Annotated in this window: 21 protein-coding genes; 6 read left to right on the top strand and 15 right to left on the bottom strand. The window is 52.6% G+C overall.

The features are described from left to right. Window positions 1–54: 54 nt before the first annotated feature. The 4 genes from GJ688_RS05500 to metG all read right to left on the bottom strand — a co-directional run bounded on the left by GJ688_RS05500 (window position 55) and on the right by metG (window position 5,419). Window positions 55–1,110 carry a 3D domain-containing protein gene (locus tag GJ688_RS05500; RefSeq protein WP_155475545.1) on the bottom strand — a complete coding sequence of 352 codons (1,056 nt, stop codon included), beginning with the start codon at window positions 1,108–1,110 and terminating at the stop codon, window positions 55–57. A 182-nt stretch (window positions 1,111–1,292) separates the two neighbouring features. Continuing rightward, window positions 1,293–2,366 carry a 3D domain-containing protein gene (locus GJ688_RS05495; RefSeq protein ID WP_155475544.1) on the bottom strand — a complete coding sequence of 358 codons (1,074 nt, stop codon included), beginning with the start codon at window positions 2,364–2,366 and terminating at the stop codon, window positions 1,293–1,295. Window positions 2,367–2,497: 131 nt separating this feature from the next. Then, window positions 2,498–3,274 (bottom strand): TatD family hydrolase, encoded by a 777-nt coding sequence (locus tag GJ688_RS05490; RefSeq protein WP_155475543.1) that lies wholly within the window; start codon window positions 3,272–3,274, stop codon window positions 2,498–2,500. Then, complete coding sequence (gene metG, locus GJ688_RS05485; protein WP_328597324.1) at window positions 3,275–5,419, bottom strand: methionine--tRNA ligase; 2,145 nt, start codon at window positions 5,417–5,419, stop codon at window positions 3,275–3,277. A 152-nt stretch (window positions 5,420–5,571) separates the two neighbouring features. On the opposite strand from metG, the gene GJ688_RS05480 reads away from it, so the two are divergent. Then, entirely contained in the window at window positions 5,572–5,823 is a 252-nt protein-coding gene (locus tag GJ688_RS05480; RefSeq protein WP_155475541.1) for an AbrB/MazE/SpoVT family DNA-binding domain-containing protein, read from the top strand. A 96-nt stretch (window positions 5,824–5,919) separates the two neighbouring features. On the opposite strand, the gene rsmI is transcribed toward GJ688_RS05480, so the two are convergent. From rsmI to GJ688_RS21525, 7 genes are all read right to left on the bottom strand, one after another. Further along, the gene (gene rsmI, locus GJ688_RS05475) at window positions 5,920–6,855 is read right to left on the bottom strand and encodes a 16S rRNA (cytidine(1402)-2'-O)-methyltransferase (protein WP_155475540.1); all 936 of its coding nucleotides are present in this window, start codon (window positions 6,853–6,855) and stop codon (window positions 5,920–5,922) included. A 7-nt stretch (window positions 6,856–6,862) separates the two neighbouring features. Continuing rightward, window positions 6,863–7,174, bottom strand: coding sequence for an initiation control protein YabA (locus tag GJ688_RS05470; protein ID WP_170291698.1), 312 nt, complete (start codon window positions 7,172–7,174; stop codon window positions 6,863–6,865). Between the two features lie 57 nt (window positions 7,175–7,231). Then, window positions 7,232–7,936: a PSP1 domain-containing protein gene (locus GJ688_RS05465; protein ID WP_155475538.1), complete on the bottom strand. Its 705-nt coding sequence runs from the start codon at window positions 7,934–7,936 to the stop codon at window positions 7,232–7,234. Window positions 7,937–7,976: 40 nt separating this feature from the next. Further along, on the bottom strand, window positions 7,977–8,969 hold the full coding sequence (gene holB / locus GJ688_RS05460) for a DNA polymerase III subunit delta' (RefSeq protein ID WP_170291697.1): 993 nt from the start codon (window positions 8,967–8,969) through the stop codon (window positions 7,977–7,979). A 24-nt stretch (window positions 8,970–8,993) separates the two neighbouring features. Then, window positions 8,994–9,635 (bottom strand): dTMP kinase, encoded by a 642-nt coding sequence (gene tmk, locus GJ688_RS05455; RefSeq protein ID WP_155475536.1) that lies wholly within the window; start codon window positions 9,633–9,635, stop codon window positions 8,994–8,996. Between the two features lie 99 nt (window positions 9,636–9,734). Then, window positions 9,735–11,186 carry an aminotransferase class I/II-fold pyridoxal phosphate-dependent enzyme gene (locus GJ688_RS21275; protein ID WP_155475535.1) on the bottom strand — a complete coding sequence of 484 codons (1,452 nt, stop codon included), beginning with the start codon at window positions 11,184–11,186 and terminating at the stop codon, window positions 9,735–9,737. A gap of 101 nt (window positions 11,187–11,287) precedes the next feature. Continuing rightward, a complete protein-coding gene (locus GJ688_RS21525) occupies window positions 11,288–11,521 on the bottom strand; it encodes a sigma factor G inhibitor Gin (protein WP_155475534.1) in 234 nt (77 codons plus the stop codon). Window positions 11,522–11,785: 264 nt separating this feature from the next. Here GJ688_RS21525 and GJ688_RS20950 point away from each other — a divergent pair, with 264 nt between their 5' ends. Together GJ688_RS20950 and GJ688_RS05435 are read left to right on the top strand one after the other, a co-directional pair. Further along, on the top strand, window positions 11,786–12,448 hold the full coding sequence (locus tag GJ688_RS20950; RefSeq protein ID WP_207708763.1) for a lytic transglycosylase domain-containing protein: 663 nt from the start codon (window positions 11,786–11,788) through the stop codon (window positions 12,446–12,448). Between the two features lie 173 nt (window positions 12,449–12,621). After that, a complete protein-coding gene (locus GJ688_RS05435; RefSeq protein ID WP_155475533.1) occupies window positions 12,622–12,864 on the top strand; it encodes a hypothetical protein in 243 nt (80 codons plus the stop codon). Window positions 12,865–12,870: 6 nt separating this feature from the next. Here the strand turns inward: GJ688_RS05435 and GJ688_RS05430 are convergent, their stop codons facing one another. The 4 genes from GJ688_RS05430 to GJ688_RS05415 all read right to left on the bottom strand — a co-directional run bounded on the left by GJ688_RS05430 (window position 12,871) and on the right by GJ688_RS05415 (window position 15,681). Further along, complete coding sequence (locus GJ688_RS05430; protein WP_155475532.1) at window positions 12,871–13,554, bottom strand: response regulator; 684 nt, start codon at window positions 13,552–13,554, stop codon at window positions 12,871–12,873. Window positions 13,555–13,696: 142 nt separating this feature from the next. After that, window positions 13,697–15,037, bottom strand: coding sequence for a hexokinase family protein (locus GJ688_RS05425; RefSeq protein ID WP_155475531.1), 1,341 nt, complete (start codon window positions 15,035–15,037; stop codon window positions 13,697–13,699). A gap of 177 nt (window positions 15,038–15,214) precedes the next feature. Then, window positions 15,215–15,520, bottom strand: coding sequence for a hypothetical protein (locus GJ688_RS05420; RefSeq protein WP_155475530.1), 306 nt, complete (start codon window positions 15,518–15,520; stop codon window positions 15,215–15,217). Further along, on the bottom strand, window positions 15,520–15,681 hold the full coding sequence (locus GJ688_RS05415) for a globin family protein (RefSeq protein ID WP_155475529.1): 162 nt from the start codon (window positions 15,679–15,681) through the stop codon (window positions 15,520–15,522). The genes GJ688_RS05420 and GJ688_RS05415 overlap by 1 nt, the downstream gene beginning before the upstream one ends. A gap of 325 nt (window positions 15,682–16,006) precedes the next feature. Here GJ688_RS05415 and GJ688_RS05410 point away from each other — a divergent pair, with 325 nt between their 5' ends. From GJ688_RS05410 to GJ688_RS05400, 3 genes are all read left to right on the top strand, one after another. Further along, a complete protein-coding gene (locus GJ688_RS05410; protein ID WP_155475528.1) occupies window positions 16,007–17,878 on the top strand; it encodes a pyruvate kinase in 1,872 nt (623 codons plus the stop codon). Between the two features lie 80 nt (window positions 17,879–17,958). Beyond that, window positions 17,959–18,240: a 2Fe-2S iron-sulfur cluster-binding protein gene (locus GJ688_RS05405; RefSeq protein ID WP_155475527.1), complete on the top strand. Its 282-nt coding sequence runs from the start codon at window positions 17,959–17,961 to the stop codon at window positions 18,238–18,240. A 244-nt stretch (window positions 18,241–18,484) separates the two neighbouring features. After that, on the top strand, window positions 18,485–20,017 hold the full coding sequence (locus tag GJ688_RS05400; RefSeq protein ID WP_155475526.1) for a phytoene desaturase family protein: 1,533 nt from the start codon (window positions 18,485–18,487) through the stop codon (window positions 20,015–20,017). Window positions 20,018–20,032: the final 15 nt, after the last annotated feature.

Below are 20,032 nucleotides of genomic sequence, written 5' to 3'. Positions count from 1 at the left end.
AGAAACCAAACCCGCCCCAAATAGGGCGGGCTCAATGGTTCACCATTGAATTTCTTATTCGTCCAGTACATAGACCTTCGTGTTCTTTTTACCCCATCGTCTCGCATCTTGCTCTGTTTCGACGAACACATCGATGTGGTCGCCGACGATGGACGATCCCCGGTCAGCGGCGCGGGCAAATCCGTATCCTTCCACGTAGAGCTTAGAACCCATGGGGATAGTGGAGGGATCCACGGCGACCATGCCCACTTCCGGGTATGCGCCAGAGGCTGTGTTTCTGCCCGTATGGGTGTAGGCAGTCGCTGTCATGTACAGTGCCTCTTTGATGCGGAAGCGCAGACCGCCCCGAGACACCTGATCAATCGTACCCATAGCCACCACTTGATTGACGGGCGGTTGAACGATTTCCTGCGAAATCAGCTCCCGCTTAACTTCTTGACCGTCTTCAAAGATCACCTTGGTCGCCTGGCGAACGATGCCGTTCTTGCCTCGAGAAACGATCTTTTGAAGGCCTTTTTCCAAGCTGTCGTCCGGTTTCGATTCTGTCCGAAACGGAATGGGTTCGTTTTCAACGATTTCTTTTTCCTGTACACGAACGATGCGAACCTGCCCAGGCTTGTCCACCAATGTTTCCAGAGACGGTTCAACCCGGTCCTTGGGCTGCAATTTTATCGATGTTTGTTCAACCAGATCTTTGACGAAGACAGGTGTTGTGACAATTTCTTTGCGCTGGCCATCTACGACCAGCGATACAGGAAAGGCTCGAATGATATGTACGGTAAGTCCGTCTGTCAGCGCTGTCTCTGGACTCGGTTCGACCTTGTCTTTCTCAGCCAAGGTGATTTCCTTTTCTTGCAACACTTCGGCGACGCTGTGGGAGAAGGTACCCACGACGACCTTTTGTCCATCAATGTCCAATGTGATGTCTTTTTGCAACCAATCGTATAAACCCCAGGTGACAAAGAGCAGACCGACAAGAAGGCCTAAAGCCAACTTCCATTGCCGCCCCGGCGGCTGAGAGCGAAACTGAGTGAGATCTTTGGCCACTGTTTGCAGTCTTTGGAGAAATGATAGCGGCTCGGTCGGGTTAGTGGTGGTGTCATCCGGCATGACGGGGCCCCCTTTCGACCAAGTCTAACCAATTTTAGGTTGTACTCATTTTACTTAAGGAACGGGGGCTTGTCAAAGCTAAGAATGTTGAAAAATGGGAAAAAGAGCCACTGATCCTTCGACGTGGTTTCCTCTTTTTCCCATTTAACTGTGCTTGTGCCGAAAGTTTTAAGCTATTCTTACTATTCCTCGACGATATGTACGGTTACCGGTTGTCTTCCCCAACGAATACATTCCGCTTCCGTGTCGAAAAAAACATCGATTTTATTCCCTTTAATGGCTCCGCCAGTGTCAGCCGCTGTCGCCATACCGTAATTTTCTACAAACAGTTTGGTCCCTAAGGGGATCACCCTTGGGTCCACTGCAACCACACCTACCGACGGCCAACGGCCTGTGGCGGTGCGGCTGCCCGTGTGCGTATAGGCGGTGGCACTCACCGTGAAGGAAGCGGCGATCTTGGATCCCTGGGGAAGACCATCGTCAATTCCTCCAGATTGCCCAAGGCGAGTGGAGCGCCCCCGTGATGCCATGGCCAATCTACTTCCGCCTCTGTCCGATCCCTCGCCGCGGATGACCACCTCATTCCGGGCTGGCTTTTGTACCTCTTCCTTCAGCCTCTCGGCCCCTACTTCGACCCCGTTTTCAAGAGTGACCACTTCGGTGATTTCCTTCAGGCCCTCTTCTCCTTGAACGACGACACGGCTTTGCCCTTTGGGCATCGTCCCGTCGGTCAATTCTTGGCGTTCAAAGGGGATGGGCTCTGTCCGATTCCGGCTCTGCTTTTCTACACGGACGATTCGCCATCGTGATACACCATCTTCCGCCACCGCCTCAAGGCGGTCCTCTTTACCGAAAGATATGCCCATTTCTTGAAGTTTCTCTTTCGAGAGACTGCCGGTAAGCTTAAAGTTCATCTTTCGTCCGTCCAGGGCCAATTCGTGCCATCGAGACTTCTCCATATGGATAACCATACCGTCGGTGACTGGCTCTTCTTCCATCGGAGTCAATCGATCGCCAATCTCATATGGAATCCCTTCGCTGGTGAGCACATCTTTTACGGTCTTCGCGCGGGAACGGACAATCCGCGTCTGCCCTTCCGAATCGATGGAAAGGGTCTTCCAACGAAAGGCATCACTCATCATCACAGTTGAAAGCATGCCGACAAGTGCGAAGAAAGCAGCTGTTCCCACAATCCAAGGAGACTTGAGGCGAGCCTTCCCTTTCGATTCTGTCACCACTGTGCTAGATCTATCCAATTAGAACCCTCCCCTTCTTTTCCCCATAAATCCCCATTACGGGGACAAGAACGGGCATGGTCCAATCTATTAGGAGCCAATAAAAAAAAGAACCCGAAGGGGTTCTTTTTGCTGGTTCCTAATTATGGAATTTAATTCGGTTCTGGAATTCGAAAGAGCCGGCATCCGTTGCGCAGCATCTGTTCGGCCAGTTCTTCGGGATCTTCCTCCCGCAGTTGTGCCACCTTTTGGGCAACCAAAGCTACATTCCCTGAGTGGTTGCGTTTACCGCGAAGGGGGTGCGGCGATAGGTAGGGGGAATCGGTCTCGACGAGCAGCCGATCGGCGGGGACTTTTTTTGCGATGTCCAAAAGCTGCCGGGCATTGGTATAGGTGACTGGGCCGGCTAAGGAAATGTAAAAACCAAGATCGAGGCAGAACTTGGCCATCTCCCAACTGCCGGAAAAGCAATGTAATACTCCCTCGAGCCCTTGAGCCTCGCAGCGCAGCGTATCCATGACGTCCCCGTGGGCATCCCGATCATGGATAATCACCGGTTTGCCAAGTTCCCGGGCGAGATGTAACTGCCGGACAAAGACTTCCTGCTGAACAGGCCGAGGCGACAAATCTCGATAATAATCAAGCCCAATCTCACCGATGGCGACCACCTTTCGTTGGGCCGCCATCGCGCGGAGTTGTTCATAAGTTTCCGTAGTTACACCTTCGGCATCGTGAGGATGGATGCCCACTGCCGCATAGATGAAGGGGTATTGGTCCGCTAAGGCGATCGATCGTTCTGATGAAGGGATATCGTAGCCGACATTGACGATCAATTCCACACCAGCCTCCCGGGCTTGCGCGAAGACCTCTTCCCGGTCGTCTCGAAAGGATTTGTCGTCCATGTGGGCATGGGTGTCGAAGAGGCGCATCTATTTCACCCGACTGCCGGCAGGAATGTCTTTCGTGACGGTCAACGCTTCCAGCACTCCATTGTTGGAGGCCGCCAGGATCATGCCTTGTGAGGTGATTCCCCGCAGTTTAGCCGGCTTTAAGTTGGCCACGAGGACGAGCTTTTTCCCGACGAGTTCTTCCGGCGTATAGTATTGGGCGATCCCAGAGACGACCGTCCGTGTTTCATCGCCTAGTTTGACTTTTAACTGCATCAGTTTCTCTGTCTTGGGGACTCTTTCTGCTTCTACCACCTCGATCACCCGCAGGTCCACTTTCGCAAAGTCATCGATGGTGATCTCCGGTAACAGAGGGTCCATAACTGGAAGATTTTCCGCGACAGCTTCCGTCGTTGGTGGTTGAGTGGCCTCTATGGCTGATTGCGCTGCGCCTTCTGGGACGACAGTTGTCGTTACTGTATCGTTTGCTTTCGTATCGGTCATTTTTTGCTCCGCTGCCTTTCCTTTTTTCTCTGTTTTGGCGACTTTTGGGCTGCTTGACTCGGCCTCGGCGTCTCCCTGCAAGGTCGCCGGATCGATCCGCGGGAACAGGGGTTCCCCTTTTTGCACGGTGACACCGTCAGGGAATTGTCCCCAAAGGGTCCCTTCCCAGCCTTGCAAATCTTCCCGGTCGACTATCCCCAACTGGGCAAAGATCTTTTGCGGGATATTGGGCATGACCGGCTTGAGCAAGATCGCGGCCAAGCGAAGGCTTTCCACCATATGATAGAGGACAGCTTCCAGTTCAGCCCGGGCCTCTGGCTTTTTGTTCAATGCCCAAGGTGCCCGTTCGTCGACATATTTGTTCATGCGTCCGACGAGCTTGAAGATGGCCCCATGGGCGCCGGACAGGTCATATTTATCCATCAGAGTGCTGTACTCATGGACGACTTTTTCCGCCAGCGCTTGGATCTCTTTTTCCAGCGGACCTTCTGCCTCGGGAGAAGCTTTCTTCACGACACCGCCGGAGAAGCGTTCCACCATCGATAAGGAGCGGTGGAGCAGGTTTCCGATATCGTTGGCCAGATCCGTATTGATCCGGCCGATGAGCGATTCCTCCGAGTAGTAGGCATCTTGGCCGGCGGTCATTTCCCGGGCGAAGTAGTACCGCATGGCATCGACACCGTATTTGTTCGCCAACTCTACCGGATCGACCACATTCCCCTTCGATTTGGACATCTTTCCGGAATCGAGCATGAACCAGCCGTGACCATAGACTTGTTTAGGCAAGGGTTCCCCTAAGGCCATGAGGATGATGGGCCAGATGACCGTGTGAAAACGGACGATATCTTTGCCGACGAGATGAACATCGGCCGGCCAGTACCGTTGGTACAATTCCTGGTCATCACTGCCATAGCCTAAGGCGGTGATGTAGTTGGACAAGGCGTCAAACCAGACGTAGATGACATGGTTTTCGTTGATCGGTACGGGGATCCCCCACTTGAAGGTCGTCCGGGAGACACAAAGATCTTCCAACCCCTGTTTGATGAAGCTGATCATCTCATTGCGCCGGCTCGTCGGCTGGATAAAATCGGGGTTTTCCTCGATGTGCTTGAGCAGTCGGTCCTGGTATTTGGACATACGGAAGAAATAGCTCTCTTCCTTCACCAGTTCGACGGGACGGTCGCAGTCCGGACAGAGCCGTTGGTTATCCACTTCTTTGAGCTGCCGTTCCACCCAGAAGGCTTCACAAGGCGTGCAGTACCAGCCTTCATATTCCGATTTATAGATGTCTCCGTTGTCCCAGATCTTTTGGAAGATGGTCTGGACAGCTTTTTTATGGCGTTCTTCGGTCGTGCGAATAAAGTCGTCATATTCAATTTGATACTGCTTCCAGACGGCTAAAAAAGTATCGGCCAGTTGGTTTAAGTACTGAATCGGTTCCATCTCTTTGGCTTTAGCGGAACGCTCTATCTTTTGACCGTGTTCATCAAGCCCGGTGAGGAAGCGTACGTCAAATCCCCGCAGGCGCTTGTAACGGGCGATCGTATCGGCCATGACCGTCGAATAGGCGTGGCCGATGTGCGGTTTTCCGCTGGGGTAATAGATGGGCGTCGTCAAATAAAAGGTGGGGCGGTTTTGATTCAATGCGGTAGCCTCCTGTACATCATCGTCTCTCTCTCGTATTCCCAAAAACCTGGCATTAACCCCAGAAAAGATGATTTTTATGGATTTTTGTCAATTTTTTAAAAGTAGGGGTTGACTGTTCCTGGAACGAATGGTACCATCAGGTTGTAGAACGTTGTCGAATTTTGGGGAACGAAGGGAGGCAATCTTTCATGAAATCTACGGGTATTGTGCGTAAAGTCGACGAACTGGGACGTGTCGTCATCCCCATTGAGCTGCGGCGAACCCTGGGTATCGATGAAAAAGACGCTTTGGAAATTTACGTTGATCACGAGAAGATTATTTTGAGGAAATACGAACCTGCCTGCGTTTTCTGTGGAAGCGCCGTCGATGTTCAAAATTTCCGTGGCAAAGTGGTCTGCCGTGAATGCGCCGTCAGCATGGCTCAAAACGCTGCAGGCTGATTGGCTACATAATACCATTATTTCCAACCGAAAAAAAGAAACGGGTTTTATTATGGCGAACAGGCCATAAAAACGGGACGGGGCAACCCCGTCCCGTTATTTTTCTATTTCATCGGAATCGCTTTTGCCTTCATGGAGAAGCTTCAAGCGGTACGCTTCTCGTCGCGGGAGACCCAATTCCTGGGCGGCTTTTTTCAGGGCGCTTTTGTGGTCGTCCCCTTCTGTTTCTAGAATCCGTATCCGTTCGGTCAGTCGTCGGGCCTTTTCGGTTTCACTTTCCTCATCGCCTTCGGATGGTTCCGTTTCACCGATCCCTTTCATTTGTCCCTGTTCATCATAACCGGCTACGACGAGGGTGCATTCCCCCCGCACTCCTGCTTGCAAAGATAGGGCGAGTTCGTCGAGGGTACCCCGGCGCACTTCTTCGTACTTCTTGGTCAGTTCTCGTATCAAAGCCGCTTTCCGCTCCCCACCGAAGGCGTCCCGGAAGTCTTTTACGGTATCTCTCACCCGGTAGGGCGACTCGTAGATGATCAGGGTGCGCTCCTCCCGGGCGAGCGCGGCGATCCGTTCCCGGTATTCTTTTTTCTGGCGCGGCAAGAAACCTTCGAAGACAAACCGGCCCGTAGGCAGCCCTGAGAGGACGAGTGCCGTCAGGGAGGCCGTCGGACCGGGCAGCACTTCCACCGGCAAGCCCCGTTCGACACACTGCCGCACCAGGTCTTCACCAGGATCAGAGATCCCCGGTAGTCCGGCGTCGGAAACGAGCGCCACCGCAGCGCCTGCGGCCACTTTATCGAGAATCTCCGGCCCTTTGCCAAAGCGGTTATGCTCATGGTACGACGTGAGCGGCACGTGGATATCATAGGCGCTTAAGAGCTTCCGGGTATGACGGGTATCTTCGGCGGCGATGAGATCAGCCGTCTTTAACGCTTGCAGCACCCGCAAGGTGATGTCTTCAAGATTGCCGATCGGTGTGGCGCAGACGATCAGTTTCCCCGTCCCAGAAGGGCTCTCTTCGGCTTGGTTCATGGTTCACCTACTCTTTTTCTAAAAAACTGACACAGAACAGACAATCGTCGCCGCTCCGCGGCTGGCCAAAGTGAACGTGACAGATGTGAAACCCTTCCCGGTAGAGCCGGTTCAGGTTCTCATGGCCTTGCCGTTCCAGAAGGCGCACATTGTCCTCGACCCGATCGACCGTCTCCGGTGTCACATTGGCCCGTTCTGCCCGCAGCCGTGCATTTTCTTCCTCTAACGTATAGACTTCCATTTTCAATGCTTCCACTTCCGACAGGAGTTCCCGCAGTTGCTCTTCCAGAGCGATCAGCTTGGAGGTTACCTTTTTCACCCGCTCCACCTCTCGTGGTTTGCGCTGTCCGCAACATCTCAAGTCAGAATGACATCGTTAGCCCTGTTCTGATTCGGGCATGTCCATGGGTTTTGGGTAAGGCCGGGGAGGTATGTCTTTTCGTTCATAACAGTCGTTTTCGAACTTTAAGCAGCACATGAGGCGGCCGCAGATTCCCGAGATTTTCGTAGGGTTTAAGGAAAGGTTCTGGTCTTTGGCCATACGGATCGAAACCGGTTCAAAATCCCCCAGGAAGGAGGAGCAGCAGAGCACCCTGCCGCAGCAACCGATGCCGCCAATCATCTTGGCCTCGTCACGAACACCGATCTGGCGCAGTTCGATGCGGGTCCGGAAAACGGCAGCTAAGTCCTTCACCAGCTCCCGGAAATCGACCCGTCCATCGGCGGTAAAGTAGAAGATGATCTTAGACGCGTCGAAGGTGTATTCCACATCGACCAATTTCATCGGCAACTGGTGAATGCTGATCTTCTTCTGACAGATCTCATAGGCGGCCGTTTCCTTCGCTCGGTTCTCTTCCACCTGCTGGGTGTCTTCTGCCGTGGCGACTCGCAACACCTTTTTCAATGGGTTGACGAGGCTGTCTTCCGGTACTTCCCGAGGAGGTATGACAATCTCTCCATACTCGATACCGCGGGCCGTCTCGACGATCACTCGATCCTGCCCCTGGATTTCCAGATCGCCGGGATCGAAATAATAAACTTTACCGGTCTTTTTAAACCGGACACCGACTATCTTGACCAACATGTTTCCTCCTGTCTCCCTCGGCCCATGTTTCTCTATGTTATTTCCGGGTCAGGTCCCGAAGCCGCAACAGCAGATCTTCCACCAGCAAGCGAGCGCTGGCGTTTGTCTCCAGCAGGCGTCGTGTTTTCATGACTCGTTCCAGCCCTGCCAGCAAAACCGGCAGTGACCAGTTGGTACTCCCGACAATATCGCGGTTGATGATCAGTTCTTCTGCCAGCTTGTCCCCTTGGTCCGGCGACTGTCCCGCCAGGAGCAGCCAGTCACGCAGCAAAAGGGATCCGTAGTCGACGAACTCCGCAATAGCTTCTTTGTTCTTGTCCCACTCTTCGGCCAATTGAAAGATCTGACTATCGTTCATTCTGGGCAACCGTTCCAAGATCTGTTGGGCCTTCTCCCGTCCCGGCGGCAGTCCTGCTTCGGCCAGTTGACCTGCCCGATCCCAACGTCCGTCAGACAACAGCACCAGTAAGGGGATATGCCGGGGATCAACGCCTTTTTGACGCAAGAAACGGCCGATCGCCTCGCCTGGGATGGGTTGAAAATGAACGGGCAGGCAGCGGGAAAGGATCGTCGGGAGAATTCCATGGCCTCGATCGGTAACGAGGATAAAGACCGTGGGCCCTGGCGGCTCCTCTAAAATCTTCAGCAGGGCATTCGCCGCCGGCCCCTGCATCGTTTCGGCTTGTTCGATGATCACGGCTTGATGGGCCGATACATATGGAAGGTAACGAATCCGCTTTTGCAGATTGCGTATTTGATCGATCTTTACGGAAGCCCCGTCAGGACGGATATGAAAAAAGTCGGGATGGTTCTCACCGGAAAACTGACGGCAAGAGGCACAGCTCTCACAAGCCTCACCCTCTCGAGGCTCCAGACAAAGAACCGCTTGGGCAAAGGCCCGGGCTGTTGTCCTTTTCCCGACACCCTGGGGACCTGAAAAAAGGTAGGCGTGGGCGACTCGTTCCCGAGATAATCCACGAATCAGTTGCTGGACGGCCCGCTCTTGGCCCTCAATCTGGGATAACCGCACGGCCATCTCCCCATACCATATTTTCTATCCCTCCTGAGAGCAGACCAATTCCGGCACTTTCTCACGGACTGCGTTGATAACCTGCCGGTGAACCTCGAAGATATCGCGGCCCGCTGGGATGACCCGGATACGGCTCGTCTCTTTCGCCGCCAGTTCCAGAAAACCATGGCGGACCTTTTGATGGAACGCAGCCGTCTCCATCTCCATGCGGTCAGCACCTTTTCGGCGAGCCCGGCTCAAGCCTTCGTCGCTGTCAATATCGAGAAGCAATGTCAAATCAGGCGCCAGCCCTTCTGTCGCCCAATGGTTGATGCTTTGCAGTCGGTCCATATCCAAACCACGGCCGTACCCTTGATAGGCCAGCGTCGAGTCGGTAAAGCGATCACAGATAACGACTGTACCGGCGGCTAAGGCTGGCAGGATCACTTCACGGATCAGTTGAGCTCGGGCGGCGGCGTACAGGAAGACTTCCGCCATCGGCGCCATCCCCGTCAAGGAGGGATCGAGCAACACCCGGCGGGCTGCCTCGCCCACCGGTGTTCCACCCGGTTCCCGTGTTTCCAGCACGGGGTATTGTAAAGCCCGAAAGGCCTGAGCCAGCAACGCCCCTTGGGTCGTCTTTCCGGCCCCGTCGGCTCCCTCGAGAGTGATAAACAGTCCAGGCATGATGGCACCTCGCCTTACCCTTTGCATAGTTACGCTCATTACTATATCATCGGCCAAAATGCCTGAATACTCAATAGCCCACAAGCTGAATCGGAACGTTTATTTATCGATCACGGTGATAAATGCCAGCCTTGGGTCAGCCGACCCTTGCCAGTGCACTCCGGCTTGTTGGAGTTCTTCGATCAGTTCCACCATTTCCAGCGTTATTTTTTCACCAGGCGCGACGAGGGGAATCCCGGGGGGATAGGGACAGATAAACTCTGCCGCAATTTGGTTACGGGCCTCAGACAGCGAAACGACGCGATGGGATGCGAAAAATGCTTCCCTCGGTGTCAGCACCATCTGGGGCCACTGCCGGTAGCTGTCTTTAAATAAATTTCCTGGTCCGATGCTCCCGGGCTGACGCCGCTCTACGGAGCTGGCGAGATGGCGGAAGGCCGCCAGCAACGCGGCATCGGCATCGGGTGCGTCAAAGGGAGAGATGAGAAACAGGATATGGGCCGAACCGGCCAGTTCGGCTTCAATGCCGTACTTTTCTCGCAGTTGCCGGCGCAGTTCATACCCGGTCATGGGCCAATCCCGGATGACCACGAGCAGCCGCGTCGAATCCCAGTCGGTGACACCGGGATAGGCCTTAATTTCTTCACCCCAACAGGAAATTCCTTTGAGGCGATTCAGTTCTTTTCGCAATCGCTGAGCTCGCTCGACAGCGCGCTCCCACAGAATCGTTCCCTCCTCTTCCATGCGGCTTCGAGCCAGATCAAGAGAAGCCAGCAATAGATAGGAGGGACTTGTCGTTTGCAGCACCGAGAGGGCTCGGCGGACCTTGTCCAACGCAAAGTTCAGTGGCGCAAATTCCCCTGAACCGATATGGAGCATGGCCGCCTGAGTGAGTACGGGAAGCGTTTTATGACTGCCATGGACGACCGCATGAGCTCCCAGTGTCAGCGCCGATTCCGGCAACCGATCGCTGAAGGGATAGGCGGCGCCATGAGCCTCATCGACCCACAGCGGGAGCCCTGCCTGCTGGGAACAATCGAGCCAGGGCGCCAAGTCTTCTGCCGTCCCGAAATAGCTCGGCCGAAGCATAAACAACGCTTTGGCGTCGATGGCACTTTCCTTCAGCCCAGAGGGATCGGAAGCTAACGGCAGCCCTGTCTCTGCCTCGCAAACCGCCGGGACATAGCGGGGCACAGCGCCGCTGAGCACAAGACCGCCGAAGAGCGACCGGTGACAGTGACGGGGAAGTACGACCTCATCGCCAGGCTGCAACCCCGACATGCAGAGAGCATGGATTCCCACCGTAGCCCCTTGAACCAAAAAAAAAGTGGCCTGAGCACCAAAGGCCCGAGCAGCAGCGGCTTGGGCCTCAGCAATGGCTTCCTCGGGAGCGTGGAGGTCATCGAGTCCGGGAACTTCGGTTACATCCAGGTCCGGCGTCAGTCCAAGCCCTTGGAAGGCCTGCCCTTGCCCATGACCGGGCATGTGAAACCCCTTGACGCCCTCCCGGCGGTACGCGAGCAAGGCCTCCCATAAGGGTTGTTCTGTCACCCTGTGACCTCCGATACGTTCATATTCTTAAATAGGCAAAAGCAGCAGCGATGATCGAAGGCCTTCGCCTATTCGTCTATTTGTTTATAATTGTTATTTTATCATGATTTGCCGCCGTACGCCAAATGCTGCCGCCACGCTGGATGGTGCCGCCATAACCCTGCCAAACTTTCCTTCAACAGGAGGTATGGACGCTCATTCTCCTGCCATTCGGAGAGATTTTTCAAGCAGTCCCCACAGAGAAAAAGGCCTTTGAGCCAGATCCCCCCGGTGAGCCCTTCGGGAGGTGTACACCGACATGCAGAACATACGGGCAATACATTACCTAAATTCATCGGATCACCTCATAATAATGCCTATTTCCTAGTATGGACATTGGATCCCGCTCCTGAAACCGCCGGACTGCATTCTATGCACCCCAAGAGGATCCGGCGCCCGTCCAAGAGAGATATATCATGAATCAGCGCGTGTAAAGAATGCCCAATGTGCCGCCGCTGTGAGGACGAACGCCACTTTTACATATTTTTGCATTTTTCCTCAGTTTCCACCCTTTACAGGCTCATCCCAATCGGGGTATAGTGAAACAGGAGGTGGATGACATGGTTGTTTCGGGAATTGAAGCGATTCGCCAGCAGGTGCAAGCGCAGTGTCCCAAAGGGGACTCCTTCGCCGATTTTGCCGCAACCTTGCAGGCCACGATCAAAGCTCAAGCCTTTGGAAGCTTTTCGCCTGCAACCCCGAACCGGCTGGACGTCGCCACGGCCTCGGATCTGCTATTGAACAGGAACATGGTGACTACTTCGTCCACGGCGGCTGTAAATTCCCAACAGGCTGGTAAAGCCTACGCTGCACAGAAAAACATTCCTGCCGGTCAGTACAGCGATTTGATTCGCAAGACCGCCCAAAAATATAATGTGGACCCCACACTGGTCTGGGGTGTGATCAAGGCTGAATCCAGCTTCAATCCGCGCGATGTATCGCCGACCGGCGCGGCAGGGCTCATGCAACTCATGCCCGGTACAGCCCGTTCACTCGGTGTTATCGATGCCTTCGATCCGGCCCAAAATATCGACGGCGGTGTCCGTTACCTGCGACAAATGCTGGATAAGTTTGGGGGCAACGTGGAATTGGCCCTCGCCGCCTACAATGCCGGTCCTGGCAACGTCTCCAAGTATGGAGGAATCCCGCCTTTTTCCGAAACACAAGCCTATGTTCCCCGGGTGTTACGGTATCAGCAAGAGGCCCAAACAGCCTTAGGATAAATATATACGCTCAGAGCCGCTCATTATCTTGAGAATGGGCGGCTCTTTTTATGGATAAAACCACCAAAGGATTATCGACAAGCATTTCGATAACATTTACAATGTTACTATAAAGAATATACAAACCTTTTCGCCGTCAGAATTTGTGTCGCGTAATGAAAGGCGGGAAACGTATGTCACTTGAGGAACGGACTCAGGAACTCGAAGTGCAGAGCGGAGAACTGCATCGACGTATGCAGGATATGGAGAAACGGACGGATGATCTGCAGAAACGAACGCGGGAACTTGTCCAACGCCTCGACGAAGCCATATCGATGAACAACCTTTTTCTGGCCTTCATCGAAAGCAACGGCTTGACCCAGGAATTTAAGACTTTTTCCGAACGGCTCACTTCACCGAACGGGAAATTTAACTAGTCCCTTTTAGGGGAAGGAATGACAGGTATAAAACCAGGAGAGCTGCTCTCCTTTTTTGTATCGCGAATTCAAACGGTCATCGAGCCGGCGTAAGACCACTTCAGCTCCGTCCCGTTGAGTGGCTGGCAGAATGATCACCACCGCTTGTTGGGACACATTGACCACCATATCGTCGGTACGGAGTGCCCCTTGGATCAGTTCCATCACCCGCTCATAGTCGTTCGATTCGTCGATGGCACGGTCTTCCCCGACGACAAAACTAAACATGAGCATGATGACGGAAAAGCTGTGGCTCACCAGCTTCGTTCTGCGGTCTTGGGCAAGGGCTCGCTGGATTTTGGTCAGCATCGTATCGGGGTTGATCGGTTTCGCGATCAGATCAGATACGCCGAGGGCTAAGGCGTTCTCGATGACCTGACGAGTCGCCCGTCCGGTGACAATGACGATAGGAACTGATTTATACATATCGTCAGCTTTCAACTGTCTCGTCAACTGAAAGCCATCCAATCCGGGCAGTATGTAATCCATCAAAATTAGATTCGGTTTTTTGGGAAGAAGATTATCCAGTTTGGCCATCATTTCGTTGCCTTCGGCTGCTTCCAGCAGTTCAAATCCGCTGGAAATCAAAACTTGCCGGATACTAGCTCGGAAAGTGGCGTTGTCATCGACGAGCAAAATCGTCTGTTGCATGCCTACTCCCTCTTCCTATCAAGCACTTTCCTGAAAAACTGCAACTCTATTGTAATGGTATTCTGAATTTAAATGCAATGTATCACTTTTGTTTATTTATTGATAAATCTCCCGCCTATCTAGGCGGGAGATTTTCTCTTTTTTATGGCAGCCTTCGCCGAGACGATACGACCGCCGCAGCGATGGCTGCCCCCACTTCCGACCCCGCCTTCGTTAAACGCACTTTTACTTCAACCGGGTGACTCCCCTGCGCTTCGGTCAAGGCTTCCTGTAAGGCCTTCCTGTAACCCGGCATTCTCTCATAGAGCGAACCGTCTACAGCGATGGTATGACTTGACTTTGCTTCAGGATCCCGATGATTCAGCACAGCGAGATAGGTTGCTGCGACGAGTCGGGCCGATCGCTGAACCACCATCTCGGCCAAAGATCGCAGCGTATAGCGTTCGTCAAACTTCGATGTATTGATCGAAGCCCGAAGGTGCAGCCACCGCTCGATTTCTTCGAGATCTGTGCTCCGGTCTGACAGCCAGAGAGATAAATCCTCCGCGCGAATGGCGAAAGGCCGGGCAAAGATCCCTTGTTCCGGTAAACCCAACCAGCCTTCCTTTTCCATCAGGTCAAGCAGCATACAACGCACCAGTTCGCCCACATAATGACCGCTCACCATCTTTTCCAGTCGCTGTTCCCCTGGCTTGTGACTGTACGAATCTAAAGCGTCGTCATAAGCCGTAAAGGGCAATCGATCAAAGTTCCCTGATTCCATGTTGATAATCATCGGCCCTTTGCCAAAAATAGGGTTTGTTTCCACGTAGCATGTGTTATGGCCGGTGCCGAGAATCGTACCAATATCAGCATCCTCGTCTCCATAGGCCGCCGTTAACAACGTTCCTACCGTGTCGTTGATGATCGCTACCGGTTCGACTCGTCCGTCTAAGCCCTTGCGAGCTAAGGCCTCGGTGAGGAGTTGCCCTACATCTTGTCCCTCTACACCGCTGGTGCAAAACTCTTTCGCCCAGTGAATCAGTTCCGCATGGCCGATGTCTTTCTGGCGGCTCGGAAACGAAAAGGTATGGCCCAATCGAATCGGCTCTCCGGTGTGCCCCTCGACGGCTTCGGCGATCAAGGAGGCTAAAAAGTTGAAGAGCTCTTCCGCCGTCACTTGTTTTTGCGTATAGTCATAATCGCCCTTCGGCCCTTTAATAGGTTTAGCGACGCGCCGCAAGACTCGGATTCGTCCATTTCCCCCCAGTTCCACTTGGGACACTCGAACATTCGTCCCGCCAAAGTCGAGGGCCAAGAACAGCCCCTGCTCCTGCCCTGTCGGTCGCGCCAGGTAGGAGGGAAGCATTTTCAGCGAACTCTTTTGGCTGGCTAGACCCGCTCCGATGGCGTTTTGAAATTTTTGAGCGACCTCTTGCATCATCTCAGGCGAAATGCAGAATTGCTCTTCCAATCGTTGCAGCACTGGTTTCCATCGATCCATCAACGGGTCCTCCCATTTCAATCATTGCAAAACCCGACATTTCAATATAATCCCAAATTCAGTGTAATATAGCCCCTTTTGCATTCACAAGCAAAAGATTCGCATCCGAGAAATTCCGATACACAAAAAAACCGGGAAGAACGCTTTTCCCGGCTCTCGATCAGTTCCCTATTCCCTCTAGGTCAAGTGAATGTCCCGATCTTTTTCAAAGTACTCGATCAAGGGATGCATGACTACACTCCATGTAAAGGCACAAAAGGCAACGATAAAACCAAACTGAATAAACTCCGCGAAGGAATAGAAGGGATAGTGGTTCCAAAGGTATACAAAGAGACCACACCAAAAGCCCTGGCAAAAAGGACAGCTGAGCAACTTTTTCAAGAGATAATGCAGGCTTTTCAGGCGTTCCCGGACCGGCTTGAATAAAATGAAATCAAACACAAAAAAACGGATGGCCAAAGCAAAAAGCAGATCGACCAGCATTAGAACATCCCCTCAATCTGCGGGAAGCGGTCGACTAAGATTTTCACCTGCTCCCGGGTCAGCGACACTTTTCCGCCATGGTCATCTTGGATTACGACCATCCCCTCGACGATTTCCACTGTCGGGCAGCAGCCGCTTGTGCACAGAGACAGCACGATCATATTTAATTCCTCCTTTCTAACCTCACCTCGTCAGTTTTTTCCCTTAAGCGCAATCATCCCCATTACCCCAGTAAAAAGACTTATTTATAGTCTATTCTATATGTTATGACCTTCCTTTCCGAGTCGTGTATGACCTTGAGAACAATCTCTCATTTATCAAGTCACCTATGGAGCTGCTCTGCGTACACACCCCGTTGGACGATCCACAAATGTGATTTAATCCTTTTTTTACATTCCCATAATTGCCTTTTAGTCTTGTGACAAGATACACTACTCATATGCCAAGCTATCGTTACCGACATGTTCAAACAGGAGGGAATGATGCATGAGCCACCGGAGTTATGACGATAGAGACCCGCTGCGAGTACGCTTGGCGGAGCAACTCGGCACCTTGTATAACGTCATCATCGAACAAGCTCAACAAGGTTGTTCCCGATTTCCGTATCATGCTCTAGATGCACAATACAGCTGTGACAACCTCCTCGCCTATTTATCTCTACGACGCCATGATATCTTTGATCTGCAACTTGCCCTCGCCGAGTATGGGCTTTCCTCACTCGGACGGCTAGAGGGAAGTGTGTTAGCCGCTTTAAACGGAGTTCTCCGCCACCTTGGATTGATCCCTTCGGAGGACAGATTGCTAAAACCAGACTCGATCAAAGCCCGCCAACTGCTTGCGGCGAGAAGCCAGCGACTCTTGGGACGACCGCGGGGCCACCGGGCCACCCGGATCATGGTCACCTTGGATTCCTCTTGCCTGCGGGTTCACGAACTCTTAGAAGAATTGCTCCTCAACGGCATGGATATGGCCCGGATTAATTGCGCCCATGAAAGCCCTTACGAATGGAAGCAGATCATCCAGGCCATTCGTAAGGCTGAAGAGCACCTCGAACAACGGGGCGAAGGAACCGGACGGAACTGCCGCATCATGATGGATTTAGGAGGGCCCAAGATTCGTACCGGTCCCCTTGAGAAGGAGATCTGTCCCCTAAAACTTGCTGTCCCTCGAGATCTCATGGGATTTCCGCACCGGTTATTGGAAGGTTATCTGGATGCTGAAGCTGCCCAAAGCCATTTGATCGACGACCGCGGAGACAACATCCGCTTTGTGATAGCCCTTCCGAATCAACCGGGGATAGACCGTCTACGGATTGGGAACAAACTGTCCTTTATGGATACTCGGGAACGGAAAAGAGTATTGCATGTTATCGAACGGATCAGTCCTTCACGGGTCAGGGTTGGTTTGGAACGAACTGCCTACGTACAGGAAGGGATCCTGCTCAACGGGGACAACGGCTTGACCTTTGTGATGGGGCCGGTTGTTCCTCAGCCTGTTCGAGTCGAAGTCACGGCTGGCGATATACTGCGCTTGTACAGCGACCCCAACCGGTGCGGTCATCCAGCTTCCACGGAAAAGCCGGCCGGGATCAGTTGCACACTACCTGAAGCGCTTCTCTATGTAGAACCAGATCAGCGGGTATTTATCGATGATGGGAAAATTGGAGCCATCGTCCAACGTACATTCGATGACCATCTGGAACTGAAGATTTTTTCACCGGAACATCGAAGAGGCCGCATCAAATCGGAGAAAGGTCTCAACTTCCCCGACTCGCTCCTCGAACTTCCCGCTTTGACCGAGCAGGATCGGCAGGATTTAAACTTTGTCATCGAACATGCCGACGCTGTGGGCCTTTCCTTTGTCCACCGACCGAAAGATCTGCTGGATTTGAAAACGGCCCTCACTGAACTCGGTCGACCTGATATCGGCGTCATCGCCAAAATCGAAACGAGCGAAGCGATCCACCGCCTTGCCCAACTTCTTTTGGCAGGTTTAGACTTTCCCAGTTTTGGCATCATGATCGCCCGAGGAGACCTCGCGGTTGAAGTAGGCTTTGAAAACCTCGCCCTCGTGCAGGAGGATATTTTGTGCCTTTGTGAAGCCGCCCATATTCCCGTCATCTGGGCAACGCAGGTTCTAGAAACCTTGGCGAAGACAGGTTTACCGGCGAGGGCGGAAATTACGGACGCCGCCATGTCGCACCGAGCCGACTGCGTCATGTTGAACAAAGGTCCTCATATTCTTGATGCGGTAAAAACTTTATCGACCCTACTCTGTGCAGAAGAACGACACCAGATCAAAAAGCGGCAGATCTTCAGGGAGTTCACCGAACAGCACGGGATTTTTGAAGAGGCCTAGCATCTCTGGACTTTTATTCGGATTTCAAAAGGAAACAAGGGCTGGGAATGGAATACTATCCATCGGAGGTGATTTGACGAATGATCCCTGTTACGTTCGTAACCCACGATGGAGAAATTTCTGTGCAAGCTGCTGAAGGAACCACTCTCCTGGAAGCAGGCCTGAAAAACGGCGTTGATATCGAATACAGTTGTAAAGACGGTCGCTGCGGCGTTTGCCAAGTCACCGTGTTAGAAGGCGAAGAGAACCTGAGTGAACCTGACATCGACGAGGTGGACGAGCTTTTTGACCGCATTGATGACGGTGTCCGGTTAGCCTGCAAGGCAGTCATTCTCGGCCCGGTGAAAATACGAGTTCGCTAAAAAAGAATACTGTCCTTAGACCATCCTCCGGAAATAACTAAGCCGATGAAGCAACCACACTTGTGCCTCTTCTCGGCTTTTTCTTTTTTGTTTTAATGGCCGAAAGCGTATTCGTAAGCTAAATGTTGAATATATGAGGAATATGAACTACATGCTCAAACTAGAGGATTGTATTTGGCAGGTAAACCTGGTATCTTATAGTTATTAGTAATTGTTACTATGTTTAATTAAAGGATGATGAGTTTTGTCAAATAAACAAAAAGCCATTATCGTCGGTGCAGGTGCAGGCGGTTTAAGTGCAGCCGTACGCCTCGCTCATCAAGGTTGGGACGTCACCGTATTGGAAAAAGAACCGGCTCCCGGCGGCCGGTTAGGCGCGATTGAAGAGCAGGGGTATACGATCGATATTGGACCTACCATTATGATGATGGATGATGTATTCCGCCAGTTTTTTCAAGAGATCGGTCGAAATATTGAAGATTATCTGGAACTGATCCGGCTAAACCCCTTATACCGGCTCAATTATCACGATGGTACGGTTCTCGCCCTCCCCAGCGATATGAAAGCACTGCTTGATGAGATTAAACGAGTCAACCCCGATGACGTGGACGGCTACTTGAAGTTTCTCTCTCAAATACATACCCGTTACGTAGCCGCCCGGGAAAAGTTCATTGAAAAACCGCTTAATAAGCTGGAAGAGTTTTTAACGATCGATACGCTGACGGGAATGTACCAACTAAAAACGCTGAACAATATGTATTCTGACATCAGCCGGTTCATCAAGGACGAACGACTGCGTATCGCGCTCACCTTCCAATCGATTTACCTGGGCATCTCCCCTTTTGACGCTCCCTCTATTTACACGATCATCGCCTATGTGGAGCACGGCGTCAGCGGTGTCTGGTATCCTAAAGGCGGCATGAATGCCATCGGCAAAGCGCTGGTCAAACTGCTCAGAGAATTCGGCGGTTCTTTACGGGTAAATAGTGAAGTCAAGGAAATCCTGATTGAATCCGGCATGGCTCGAGGGGTTCGATTGACCACCGGGGAAGAGCTTTATGCCGATGTGGTCATTTCCAATGTGGACTTCCCCACCTCTATGGAGAAGCTAATCCCTGCCGCTTCTCGCGGCAAATATACTCCGCAAAAGTTAGAAAGCATGACGAATTCCTGCGGTGCACTCATGTTCTATTTGGGCACCAATCGCCGGTACGATCATCTTGATGTCCATAACATTTACTTTACTCGCGACTACAAAGAAACCTTAGATCAGATCTTTGAACAGGGCCAATTGCCGGATGATCCCGCCATCTATCTCTACGCACCGACTCGGATCGACCCGTCTGTAGCCCCGGAAGATAAAGAAGTCGTCTATGTGCTTGTCCCCGTACCCAACCTCAGCAGCGACATCGACTGGAAAACCGCCTTGCCTCAGTTTCGTGAAAAAGTCATGGAGAAATTAGAAAAGGCCGGGCTGACCGACCTTCGCCAACATATCGAATTTGAACGCATCTACACGCCCCATACGTTCCAAGAGCGCTTCCATCTCTATCAGGGGGCTGCCTTCGGCTTGGCGCCGACGCTGCTTCAATCAGGCTATTTCCGTCCCCATATCTCATCGGAAAATGTGAAGAACCTCTACTTCGTCGGGGCCAGCGTACATCCCGGTGGAGGGGTTCCCGTCGTCATCACCTGCGGTAAATTGGCCGCCAACCTCATCCTCAAAGACCATCACTCCGATACGATCTCTTGGCCGAATCCAGAGATGGCGGGGTAAAAAAGGAGATGCCTT

Origin of the sequence: Heliobacterium mobile, from assembly GCF_009720735.1 — a bacterium.
GTDB classification, from domain to species: Bacteria; Bacillota; Desulfitobacteriia; order Heliobacteriales; family Heliobacteriaceae; genus Heliobacterium; species Heliobacterium mobile.
Note: the sequence above shows the minus strand (reverse complement) of the source record. Positions and strands in the feature narration are given on the sequence as shown.